Here is an 11242-nt window from a genome sequence, read left to right as displayed (position 1 = left end):
GTGGGCCGCGCTGGGCACGATCGCCATGTTCGTCGCGATGAACATTCCTTACACCAGGTACAAGAAGCTGTTTGCCCCGCTGTTTATCGTTACAGTCATCATGCTAGTGCTGGTTCTTCTGGTCGGATCAGTCAGAAACGGTGCCCGAAGCTGGTTCGGCGTCGGATCTCTCGGTATCCAGCCGACGGAGATCGCGAAGATCGCGATTATCCTGTACCTGTCCGCTTTGATCAGCAAAAAAGGGGAGCGCTTCCGCGACCTGCGGACAGGCTATATTCCGGTCATGGTCATCGTCGGCTTCGTCGCCGGGCTCATCATGATGCAGCCGGACCTCGGCTCCTGCCTCATTCTGGTGGCCACAAGCGCCCTGATCATCTATGCCGGCGGCGCGAGCCTCAAGCATATGATAGGGTCAGCCCTGCTGCTGATCCTGGGTGCAAGCCTCGTGCTTGGAGCCAACGCCCTGATCAAGTCGGTGTCCCATAGCGGGGAGCAGGCGGTGCAATCGAGCAACTATAAGCTCGGCCGGATTAACGCCTTCCTGGACCCGTTCAAGGATCCACAGGGGGAAGGTTACAATCTGCTGCAGTCGCTGACCGCTATCGGTGAAGGGCAGTTGACCGGAGCCGGCTTCGGCAAAAGCGTGCAGAAGCTTCATTATTTGCCTAACCCGTATAACGACTTTATCTTTTCCGTCATCGGCGAAGAGTTCGGGTTTATCGGAACGTCGATCTTCCTGATCGTCTATATTTACTTCATTTGGCGCGGGATCATCATCGCGCTGAGGTGCCCCGATCCGTTCGGAACGCTCGTCGGCATCGGGATTATGGGCTTGATTGCCATTCAGGCGTTCATCAACATCGGAGGCGTCACCCAAACGATCCCGCTGACCGGGGTAACCCTGCCGTTCATCAGTTACGGCGGAACTTCCCTGCTGATCATGATGGCGAGCATGGGGATCATGCTCAGCATCTCGCGGATCAGTACGCTGCCGTCGAAGCAGGAGCAGGTGAAATCGGTGACCGTCAAGAAACCGTCGGTCGCGGTTTCCTCCCGCAATCAGACGCGCCGCTTTAACTGAACCTTCAGGGGGATACCCTGAAGCGGCCCATACCAAAAAGACTAGAGGACGCTTACGTCCCCTAGTCTTTTTTTCGTCTTATTCGTGTGCTTATTTGGTGCGCGTAGGTACCTCTTCGATCATGTCATCTTTAAAAGCGACGCCTTCCACTTTCACGTTCACTTCGACCACACGCAGACCGGTCATGCTTTCGACAGCTTCACGCACGTTTTGCTGAAGCATGCGGGATACTTCGTGAATCGGGGTTTCGTACAGCACGATGATTCGCAGGTCAATGGCCGCTTCCAGCTGGCCTACCTCCACCGTGACACCCTTCTGCACGTTTTTTCCGCTCAGGCGCTTGGCCCATCCTTCCGACAAACCACCCGACATAGCTGCAATCCCTGGTGTTTCGAGTGCGGCCAGTCCGGCGATTTTCGCTACGACATCATCTGCAATCCGTATGGTTCCATTCTCTAGTTGGAGTTGTTCCGACATGCTCCATCCTCCTTTACATCCATTATCCGTTATTGTAAATCCTAACAGGCCCAAAAAGCAAATCCCAAGCCCTGCCGATTTGTTTACAACCTTATGCAATTTGGGTATATTGAATAAGAATCGAACTTACATAAGGCAAGAGGTGTCAAAAATTGAAAAAATGGATCAGCCCCACCCTGCTCATCGCCTTCTTTATTCTTAGTGCAGTGGGACATTTCGCAGGCTGGGACGCAACGCTGCAGTTTATTCTGTCCGCGATTTCTGTCATCTTTGTGGCCGGATTTTTGGGCAGAGCGACGGAGAACGTATCGCATTATGCCGGACAGCGGCTCGGTGGATTTCTGAACGCCACCTTCGGTAACGCAGCGGAGCTGATTATCGCCATCTTCCTCGTGAAGGAAGGCTTGTTCGACATGGTCAAAGCCAGTCTGACCGGTTCGGTAATCGGAAACTTGCTGCTGGTACTGGGACTCAGCATTTTTGCCGGGGGACTGAAGTTTAAAGTTCAGAGCTTCAACGTATCATTGGCGGGTATGAACGGCTCGCTGATGCTCGTCGCCGTGATCGCCCTGATCGTGCCTGCGGTCTTCCTGCGCAGCCATTCCATTACCGGAAGCGATACCCAGCTGCTGAGCCTTATCGTAGCTTGCATCTTAATCGTGGCTTACCTTGCCTGGCTTGTCTTCTCGATGATTACGCACAAGAAGTACTTGGCGGATGTCACCGACGAAGAGGATGAAGAGCTGCCTCATGAACGCGAGCCGGAATGGTCCAAGGGCAAATCGATCCTGTATCTCCTTCTGGCGACCGTTATGGTCGCTTTCGTGAGTGAATGGCTGGTAGATACGCTGGAGACCTTTACGACGCGATTTGGGCTTAGTGAGCTGTTCGTAGGTGCGTTCCTCGTGGCCATCATCGGCAATGCGGCAGAGCACAGTGCGGCCGTCATGCTGGCTATGAAGAACAAGATCGGCGCAGCGGTCGAAATCGCCGTAGGCAGCAGCCTGCAGATCGCTTTGTTCGTCGCCCCCGTGCTGGTGCTGGTCAGCTACTTCTTCGGGCCTACCACGATGGACCTGGTGTTTACAACTATAGAGCTGCTAGCGATCGGCGTGTCGGTATTTATCGCCAAGTCTATTATCCAGGATGGCAAAACGAACTGGTATGAAGGTCTGCTGCTGCTGGTCGTATACGTTATTTTGGGCGTATCGTTTTTCTTGGTGTAGGAAGGCAGCTTAAGCTCTTAACCCTGCATAGCAGGGAAACGCAAAAAAGGCATGCGCTCTAGCGGAGTGCATGCCTTTTTATACGTATAAATTTATAAATCTCGGGACCTCCGATGTGAAGGCCAAGCTGCAACTACTTATCATCGTTTGATACAGGAACAGGCCGTCCCGTACTCTGCATCTTATGTAAGCCTGCTTGCGACAGGCTGATGATTTAGGCTTCCCTGTTGTTCAGGGCTTCATAGAGGTTGGCCAGATTCTTCTCCAGCTCACTTACCAGCTGTTTGCCAGTAAGTTCGGGCACAAGACCGGCACGTACGGCAAAATCAACCTCACGTGAAAATCCGTACATCTGGGTGTCCAGCACTTCCTCATAGAGAGGGCAATAGCGTGTGGCCAGATTCTCCATTTGTACTTCAATAAGCTTCTCTATTTTCTCTGCATCATCTTTCAGCAGATTAATCGCCTTAATATTCAACTGCTCCTGCAGCTCAGATGAAGTCATGCATCTTCCCCCCTATGTCCAAAATCCTACAATTACACCCTTGTATTCTATTCTTAATATTAGACGAAATTGAACACCAATACAAGAACCTGGCCCAGAAAAACGTCCCCGGGAAGCCGAAGGAACAGGAAACTCTGGCCCATCGTCCGCAAAGAACCCGGGTTTCAATGCCAAGCGCGGCGCAAAGGGACTCTAAGGGGAAGGCTGGCGGCGGTGCAAGGTTCCAGAATAACCCCGGTAAATATCAAGGTTATGCTTTAAAAAAAGCGCCCTTACTGTTGCCAGCAGGTGCGCTCTTCTTCATCGCTTACTCAGAGACCACGTTGACGTTCAGGCCGTGTTTGGCAAACACTTCCTTCATCGCCGTTTTAGCCTCGTCCGCATCCGGTCCATGAACATGAAGCTCATAGCTTTGGCTGCTTACGAGTGTCGTAAACAGACCGAGGATACTTTTGACATCGATGTACTTGTTTTCCGCTTGAAGTACAATCGAAGAGGTAAATTGGCTTGCCGTTTGGGCGATTTCTACAACAGCTGCGTTGTTACTGGACATAGGATCCCTCCGTAGCTTTTGATATCAAGTATACTATGATTTTACCACTTTTATGATACATTGAATCCGCTTTCTCGCGCAAGGAATTTCTGAAAAGCGCTGAACCTGGGGCCTCACGGGCCGGGTTCCCTTCTTCAGCTATTCCTATTTCAAGTTTTCAGGATTCAGCCCCTGCAGTTCCGGAATGACGAAGATGCCGTCTTTGCGGATCAGCACGTCGTCGAAGTAGATCTCCCCGCCGCCGTAGTCTTCACGCTGAATCAGCACGATATCCCAGTGGATGGAGGAGCGGTTGCCGTTATCCGTTACTTCATAGGCTTGACCCGGGGTGAAGTGGATGCTGCCGGCAATTTTTTCGTCGAACAGAATGTCCTTCATCGGGTGCAAAATGTACGGATTAAACCCGATCGCGAATTCGCCGATATAACGTGCCCCTTCATCCGAGTCCAAAATGTTGTTCAGGCGCTCGGTATCGTTGCTGGTCGCTTCCACGATCTTTCCGTCCTTGAAGGTAAACTTGATATTTTCGAACGAAATGCCGTTGTATACCGTGCTGGTGTTGTAGCTGATCGTGCCGTTGACGGAATCACGCACCGGTGCGCTGTATACCTCGCCGTCCGGAATGTTCTTCTCGCCTGCGCATTTTTCGGCGCCGATTCCCTTAATGGAGAAGCTGAGATCGGTGCCCGGGCCGACGATACGGACCTTGTCCGTCTTTCTCATCAGCTCGGCAAGCGGGTCCTGCGCTTTGTCCATCTTGGCGTAATCAAGGTTGCATACGTCAAAATAGAAGTCCTCAAAGGCTTCCGTGCTCATATTGGCCAACTGGGCCATGCTTGGGTTCGGATAACGCAGCACCACCCATTTGGTGTGGTTGACGCGCTGCCCGCTATGTACCGGATGATTGTAAAGCGAATTGAACAGTTTTACCTTTTCGTCAGGAACGTCGGCCAGATCGTTGACGTTCTCTCCGGCACGGATGCCGATATAGCAGTCCATCTGCTTCATCCGGTTCAGGTCGATGTCCGCCCATGTCTTAAGCATCTCCTCCGATGCGTTCATCAGCATCGTACGCTGCACCGATTTGTCGGTAATTTGTACGAACGGACGCCCTCCCCGCTTGCCGACTTCATCAATGACGGCCTTCAGCAGGTCGCGCTCCGAGCCGATCATCTCGACAAGGACGTTCTCCCCCGGCTGTACGTTCACGGAATAACCGACGAGGTTTTCCGCCAGTTTTTGAATTCTAGGATCACGCATGACTTATTTCCTCCCGTTGACATAACCTGTAAGCTATTTATTTGAACAAAGGTTAATTCATTCAGACTTATTGTAGCACGCATGGCAAGTCCCGTCAGCATGAGAGCTGCGGATGCAGGCGGAAAGCCCGAAGTCTGCCGGTCGGATGATGACCAAATGAGCAGCCGCCCGATCGTCCGGTGTGGAACTTATCGTCACTGGGCGATCCTAAGGCTGGAATGATACATCGTTGACCATCGTCTCCCGCGTCTGCGCACCGTCCAGATTGACATAGTCGATCGCGCTCTCCGAGGTCAGACGAACCGGAAATCCGGACTTGCGGTTAATCGTCAAATGATAGACCGTGCTGACTTGGGCGTCGTTCAGCATCTGCCGCAGCTGCTTGTCCCCCTGATTCCAGAGCGTCTGCAGCTTTTGCTTTTGCCCGGACTGTGCGTGGGTGTAACCTGGCTGCTTGCGGAGACCCTCCATTTCCGATTCAAGCTGCTTCGCCAAAAAGTCTTTTGCGCTTGAGCCTTCCAGTTCGATCCGCAGCACTTTGGAGCCGCGGCCGGCGCTGGACTCCACCTTGATGCTTTTGGGAAGCCCATGAATGCCGTCGAGCTGCTGCAGAGGGTTTAACCGGGTTAATGAAGGAGAGTTATCCTCAGGGTTCGCTTCGCTCGACATCCTCACCCATCCCCCGTCCTGCCTGCGGAAATTCGTCACCTTCACGGTTTTCCCGGTGATTCCCCGTGCCTGGAGTCCCGTGGTCTGAACCGCCTCCCCAGTAGGGATCACGCTCTCCATGGTCAGCTGGTCGTGGCCCGTGAGCCTGCCGGTGTAAGCAAAGTTCTGCACCTGCCCCTGATCCTGGGCACGGACCGAAGCCAGGCCGCTAAATGAAAACGAATCGATGCCGGCAAGTCCGGTAATCGTCTGGGAAAACCATTCCTCCGGCGATTTCGAGTCCTGAAACATGCCGCAGCCTGTCAAACCGCCGCAAAGGCCGAGCAGCAGCAAGGCGGGAAGTACCATTTTTTTCATCATGGAAAAACTGCCTTTCCGGACAAAATGAACCAAGGTTCATTCTTCGATCATAGGTCCTTTTTGCTTTATAGACTGTCCCCCTCCCGGCCAGTTCATGCAAAAATAAGGCGCCCCCACCCGAGAGTGAGGCCGCCTGCTACATATCGTTTATGTTTTCCATTTGGATTTGGTTGCGTCCGCTGTTCTTCGCCCTGTAGAGGGCCATATCCGCTCTGTAGAACAAGCTGTCTACACTCACCTGCGGGTCCGTCCAGCACCATTCCGCGATTCCGCTTGAAATCGTTACGGATGGACTTGTCTCCCGGGCGACCCGGCTTCGGATCACTTCAGCGACTTTGACCGCCTGGTGCACCCCCAGCTGCGGCATATACACAGCCAGCTCTTCCCCGCCCCAGCGTGCAGGCACGTCTTCCTCCCGGATGGAGGATTTCACGATATCGCTGACCTGCCTGAGAATGTCGTCCCCTTTCTGGTGGCCGTATGTATCGTTAACCTGTTTGAATTCATCAATGTCTACCACGATCAGAGACCCGCAAAAATCGTTCACTTGATACTGCTGAATCATCTTATCAAGGTAATGGCGGGCGTACATGTCGGTCAGCATGTCCCGGTTGGCCATCCGTCTCAGCTCGGCGTGGAGCAGCGCGTTGCTCACCGACAGGCCGATGTGGCTGGACAAGGTCTGCAGAAGCCGGTAGTTGTCATAGGAAAAATGATGAGGGTTGCGGTGCGTCAGCAGAATCGCCCCCATCACCTTGCCGTTTACGGTCAGCGGTGAAGCGATGAGGGATTGCGAATGCGTGATTTCCATCAGCTTTGAGGGGACTTTGCCGTTCAGGGAATAGTCTGACAGAATTACAGGTTCCTTTTTATGAAAGACAAGTCCGCCGAAGCCATACTCTGCCTCAAAAGCGGGGCAAGTCCGGAAACGTTGGATGCCATGACCTCCAGAACGTCCCGCTCCTCATTTATTCTTACTCTGTTCCAAGCAATTTTTGCACTCATATTTCAGATATTTGTCCTACTTTTTTAGGACTATAGCCCTATCGACAAAATTAGACTTTTCCAGCAAAATGTCAGGCCTTGACTTTTGCCTACTCTATAATATAAAATCTATTGTTGAAAAAGACTGCAAATATAGTCTTGATTTGGGCGTAACGTTGTGTCACCCTCACGTCATTTGTTGCTGACAGGACAGCGGCTGAACTTTCCCGTCAGTTGTGCGGTTCGTACTAGGACGCACAGGTAAACAAATACGGCGCAAATAGAGCCCTACTGTAAATTATTCGAAAAATAAAGGAGTCTACTATAACATGGCACGTTACACAGGTCCAAAGTTCAAATTGAGCCGTCGTCTGGGAATTTCCCTGAGCGGTACTGGTAAAGAATTGAAACGCCCTTTTCCTCCGGGACAACACGGTCCTAACCAACGGAGAAAAATGAGCAACTACGGTATGCAGCTTCAAGAAAAACAAAAATTGCGCCACATGTACGGTTTGGGTGAAAAGCAATTCCGCACGCTGTTCGACAGAGCGCAAAAAATGCAAGGTATTGCCGGTGAAAACTTCATGTTCTTGCTGGAAAGCCGTTTGGACAACCTTGTTTACCGTCTTGGTTTCGCTAACTCCCGTGCAGGAGCGCGCCAATTGGTCGCTCACGGTCACGTGACTGTTAACGGCAAGAAAGTAAACGTTGCTTCCTACCAAGTAAGCACAGGCGACGTGATCGGTCTTCGCGAAAGAAGCCGCAGCCTCTCTTCTATTAAAGAAGCGCTGGAAAACCGTGCGCATCTGCCAGGCTACCTGGAGTACAACGATGGAGCTTTGGAAGGTAAATATATCCGTTTCCCAGAGCGCGCCGAGCTTTCCCAAGACATCGACGAAAGACAAATCGTCGAATTCTACAACCGTTAATATTTACTGCAACCAAGCCTGGAACTTTATGTTCCGGGCTTTTTTGTTTGTTCTGGATGATAAACAGGACTGAATGGCAGCCCTGTTTATCGTGGTAGTATCCCCCGGCCTCTCCCAGCCTTCTCACGGCTTCTTAAATCTTCTATAGCAGCCGGAGCTTGGCAAATTTGCGTCTTCCCGCTTGAACGATATCGCCGTCCCGGACCGCGATCTCCGCATGGGGATCCTCGATTTTCACTTCATTCAGCTTGACCGATCCTTGCTCAATGCTCCTTCTGGCCTCGCTGTTGGAAGAAGCAAATCCGATAAGGGTCAGCAGCCGGACCAGCCGGATGGCCCCTCCCTGCAGCTCGTTTGCGGGGATATCGCGCAGCTCGATATCTTCAGGAAGCGCACGCTGCTGAAAGACGGTGACGAAATGCTGCCGGGCCGCTTCGGCCGCCTCCTGCCCGTGGTACATCCGGACAAAGGCTGCCGCCAAGCTCATTTTGGCATCCCTTGGGTGGATACGGCCGCCTTCCAATCCTTCGCGCAGAATCTGAAGGTCTTCATTCGTTATATCCGTGGCCAGCTCGAAGTATTTCACCATCAGCCCATCCGGCACCGACATCGTTTTGCCGAACATTTCGTTCGGTGCGTCATCGATTCCGATGTAATTGCCGAGGCTTTTGCTCATCTTCTGCACGCCATCCAGCCCTTCCAGCAGCGGAAGCGTGATCGCCACCTGCGGTTCTGCCCCGTATTCCTTCTGCAAGGTGCGGCCCATCATGAGATTAAACGTCTGATCCGTACCACCGAGCTCGATGTCCGTCTCCAGCGCCACCGAATCCATGCCCTGCATCAGCGGGTAGAAAAACTCGTGAATGCTGATCGGGAGCCCGCCGGCATACCGTTTGGAAAAATCGTCTCGCTCCAGCATCCGGGCTACCGTCACTTTGGAACCGAGCCCGATCACGTCGGCAAAGGTCATCGGGCCGAGCCATTCGGAGTTGTAGTATACCTTCGCTTTGTCCGGACTTAATATTTTGAACGCCTGTTCCTGGTACGTTTTCGCATTCCGCTTCACGTCCTCTTCCGTCAGCTGTCTGCGGGTTTCCGATTTCCCGGTCGGGTCGCCGATCCGGCCCGTGAAATCCCCGATGATCAGCTGCACCTCATGTCCCAGCTCCTGAAACTGCCGCAGCTTGTGCAGCACTACCGTGTGCCCCATATGAATGTCCGGAGCGGACGGATCAAGACCCAGCTTTACCTTGAGCGGCCGTCCTTGCACAACCGACCGGATCACCTTGCGTTCCAGCTCTTCGTTCGGCATGATTTCGACCGTCCCCCTCCTGATGACAGCCAGTTGGCGTTCAACCTCTTCCTTCTGGGCCGGCATAAGTTGTTCCCAGTTCATCGTCATCAACCTCTCTCTGATCCGTTTAGAATGTACAGCAAAAAGGCTCCTTCTCGTCCCAAGGGACGAGAAGGAGCCTGCTCGCGTTACCACCCTAATTAAAGCAGCCGTTTCGGGGACGATCCCGTTCCACCCACTGCTTTCGCTTCATTACGATAACGGACTGCCAGGTCCGGTGCCAGACTACTTACGCTCCTGGTGACGCGCGTTCCTCCGGACGGCTCAAGACGGTAATTCAAAGGGAGAGGCTGCCGGTTTGCACCACCCACCGGCTCTCTGATCAGCCCAGGCTCCCTTCTACTGGAGTCTTTCTTTGCCTTTTGACGATATGTTCTTTTTGGATTAACCCTATTTATACCACACACCCGAAAAAAGTCAATGATTGCCATCCATTTGGCCACGATTCGATCTCTGCATTCAAAATACGCAATTTATGCTATAATAGTTCCGTCAAAAGGAGGATAGCCACGAATGGTTGAAGATAACAAACAAAAGCCGGAAGAGCAGACCGCTCCGAAAAAACGGTCCTACGGCCGCATCATCGGCCTTACCGCGATGTGGACGCTGGTCGTTATCGTTATGGGAGCGCTGTTCGCCGGCGGTACGGCAGCCGGGTACCTCACTTCCATCGTGAAGGATGATCCGGTCCGTTCCAGGGCATTGATTGACCAGAAGATGAGCGAGAACTCCATTACGGGATTCGCCTACTTCCGTGACGGCACCCCCATCGGACAGCTTCGGACCGATGAGGACAGACGCCCCGTGGAGTATAAGCAGATACCGCCCATCGTCATCGACGCCGTCGTATCGATTGAAGACAATAACTTTTTTACACATAAGGGTGTTGACATCAAGGGCACGCTCCGTGCCGTCAAGCAGAAGCTTCTGCATGAATCCGTGCAGACCGGAGGAAGCACACTCACCCAGCAGCTGGCCAGACGCGTATTCCTGAACCTGGACAAAACGGAAGACCGGAAGTTCAAGGAAATTTTGCTCGCGCTCCGGCTGGAGCGGTTTATGACGAAAGAAGAAATTATAACGGCATACTTAAACAAGGTTCCGTTCGGCAACGGATCCAGCGGCTACAATCTGTACGGTATTCAGGCCGCAGCCAAAGGCATTTTTAATATTAGTGATCTCAGTAAATTGAACGTCGCCGAGGCGGCTTATTTAGCCGGTCTTCCTCAGCTGCCTTCCAGATATTCGGCCTTCAACGGAAAAGGCGAGTTTAACGAAGCCAACTTTAAGCGCGCCATCGACCGGCAGCATCTGGTGCTCCGGCGGATGCTTGAGGAGAACAAAATCACGGAAGCCCAGTATAAGGAAGCACTCGCTTTCGACATTCGCAAGCAGCTGGCTCCCCATGTGGAGAAGGCATACGCCACCTTCCCTTATCTGATGATGGAAACGGAGCGCCAAGGCGCCCAAATCATCATGCAGCTGAATGAGCAGGCGGAAGGCAAGGTTCCCGGGGATGATGCAAAGCAGGACGGCGACCTGCTTGAAGAAGCCCGGCAGCAGCTCAGCACGGGTGGGTATCGGATCTATACTACCATTGATAAAAAGGTGTACAATTCGATGCATAAAATCGCCGAGGATGACAGCAACTTCTCCCCTGACAGCAAGACCAAGGGGGCCGAGCAAACGGCGGCCATGATGATCAACAACAAGACCGGCGCCATTCTCGGCATGATCGAGGGCCGTGATTTTAACAAAGAACAGATGAACTATGCCACCCAGATGATCCGCCAGCCGGGATCGACGATGAAGCCGATTGCAGCTTACCTGCCGGCGATTGAATC

11 protein-coding genes and 1 other annotated feature are annotated in these 11242 nt (G+C 52.8%); of the genes, 4 read left to right on the top strand and 7 right to left on the bottom strand.

Features of this window, described 5'->3' with window-relative positions; genetic code table 11:
- Positions 1-1081 (top strand): FtsW/RodA/SpoVE family cell cycle protein (locus tag CPT76_RS23020; RefSeq protein WP_105444576.1); only part of this gene is annotated, 1081 nt, incomplete at its 5' end.
- A 90-nt stretch (positions 1082-1171) separates the two neighbouring features.
- On the opposite strand, the gene CPT76_RS23015 is transcribed toward CPT76_RS23020, so the two are convergent.
- Positions 1172-1558 (bottom strand): Asp23/Gls24 family envelope stress response protein, encoded by a 387-nt coding sequence (locus CPT76_RS23015; RefSeq protein ID WP_076169919.1) that lies wholly within the window; start codon positions 1556-1558, stop codon positions 1172-1174.
- Between the two features lie 152 nt (positions 1559-1710).
- On the opposite strand from CPT76_RS23015, the gene cax reads away from it, so the two are divergent.
- The gene (gene cax / locus CPT76_RS23010; RefSeq protein ID WP_105444575.1) at positions 1711-2784 is read left to right on the top strand and encodes a calcium/proton exchanger; all 1074 of its coding nucleotides are present in this window, start codon (positions 1711-1713) and stop codon (positions 2782-2784) included.
- A gap of 214 nt (positions 2785-2998) precedes the next feature.
- Here cax and CPT76_RS23005 read toward each other — a convergent pair whose 3' ends face one another.
- The 5 genes from CPT76_RS23005 to CPT76_RS22985 all read right to left on the bottom strand — a co-directional run bounded on the left by CPT76_RS23005 (position 2999) and on the right by CPT76_RS22985 (position 6984).
- Positions 2999-3289, bottom strand: coding sequence for an Fpa/YlaN family protein (locus CPT76_RS23005; protein WP_076169917.1), 291 nt, complete (start codon positions 3287-3289; stop codon positions 2999-3001).
- Between the two features lie 307 nt (positions 3290-3596).
- The gene (locus tag CPT76_RS23000; protein WP_076169916.1) at positions 3597-3842 is read right to left on the bottom strand and encodes an HPr family phosphocarrier protein; all 246 of its coding nucleotides are present in this window, start codon (positions 3840-3842) and stop codon (positions 3597-3599) included.
- 144 nt (positions 3843-3986) lie between these two features.
- Positions 3987-5102: an aminopeptidase gene (locus tag CPT76_RS22995; RefSeq protein ID WP_076169915.1), complete on the bottom strand. Its 1116-nt coding sequence runs from the start codon at positions 5100-5102 to the stop codon at positions 3987-3989.
- 207 nt (positions 5103-5309) lie between these two features.
- Entirely contained in the window at positions 5310-6131 is an 822-nt protein-coding gene (locus tag CPT76_RS22990; protein ID WP_146116389.1) for a hypothetical protein, read from the bottom strand.
- A 136-nt stretch (positions 6132-6267) separates the two neighbouring features.
- Positions 6268-6984 carry a sensor domain-containing diguanylate cyclase gene (locus tag CPT76_RS22985; protein WP_308737659.1) on the bottom strand — a complete coding sequence of 239 codons (717 nt, stop codon included), beginning with the start codon at positions 6982-6984 and terminating at the stop codon, positions 6268-6270.
- A 460-nt stretch (positions 6985-7444) separates the two neighbouring features.
- Between CPT76_RS22985 and rpsD the strand changes: the two genes are divergently transcribed.
- Complete coding sequence (gene rpsD / locus CPT76_RS22980) at positions 7445-8044, top strand: 30S ribosomal protein S4 (protein ID WP_105444573.1); 600 nt, start codon at positions 7445-7447, stop codon at positions 8042-8044.
- A 142-nt stretch (positions 8045-8186) separates the two neighbouring features.
- On the opposite strand, the gene tyrS is transcribed toward rpsD, so the two are convergent.
- Entirely contained in the window at positions 8187-9440 is a 1254-nt protein-coding gene (tyrS, locus tag CPT76_RS22975; RefSeq protein WP_105444572.1) for a tyrosine--tRNA ligase, read from the bottom strand.
- A 58-nt stretch (positions 9441-9498) separates the two neighbouring features.
- Positions 9499-9763: a binding site (T-box leader), on the bottom strand.
- A 148-nt stretch (positions 9764-9911) separates the two neighbouring features.
- On the opposite strand from tyrS, the gene CPT76_RS40360 reads away from it, so the two are divergent.
- Positions 9912-11242, top strand: a 1331-nt coding sequence (locus CPT76_RS40360; protein ID WP_258168762.1) for a transglycosylase domain-containing protein, incomplete at its 3' end; no start/stop codon positions are given.

Source organism: Paenibacillus sp. AR247, assembly GCF_002968895.1.
In the GTDB taxonomy this organism is placed as follows: Bacteria; Bacillota; Bacilli; order Paenibacillales; family Paenibacillaceae; genus Paenibacillus_AQ; species Paenibacillus_AQ favisporus.
This window is presented reverse-complemented; position numbering and strand designations above follow the sequence as displayed.

Bases quoted from the DNA above. Each gene is read 5' to 3' on its own strand.
- CPT76_RS23005 (WP_076169917.1), bottom strand. From the start codon at position 3,289: ATGACTTCATCTGAGCTGCAGGAGCAGTTGAATATTAAGGCGATTAAT.
- CPT76_RS23015 (WP_076169919.1), bottom strand. From the start codon at position 1,558: ATGTCGGAACAACTCCAACTAGAGAATGGAACCATACGGATTGCAGAT.
- rpsD (WP_105444573.1), top strand. From the start codon at position 7,445: ATGGCACGTTACACAGGTCCAAAGTTCAAATTGAGCCGTCGTCTGGGA.
- CPT76_RS23000 (WP_076169916.1), bottom strand. From the start codon at position 3,842: ATGTCCAGTAACAACGCAGCTGTTGTAGAAATCGCCCAAACGGCAAGC.
- CPT76_RS22995 (WP_076169915.1), bottom strand. From the start codon at position 5,102: ATGCGTGATCCTAGAATTCAAAAACTGGCGGAAAACCTCGTCGGTTAT.
- tyrS (WP_105444572.1), bottom strand. From the start codon at position 9,440: ATGAACTGGGAACAACTTATGCCGGCCCAGAAGGAAGAGGTTGAACGC.
- CPT76_RS22990 (WP_146116389.1), bottom strand. From the start codon at position 6,131: ATGATGAAAAAAATGGTACTTCCCGCCTTGCTGCTGCTCGGCCTTTGC.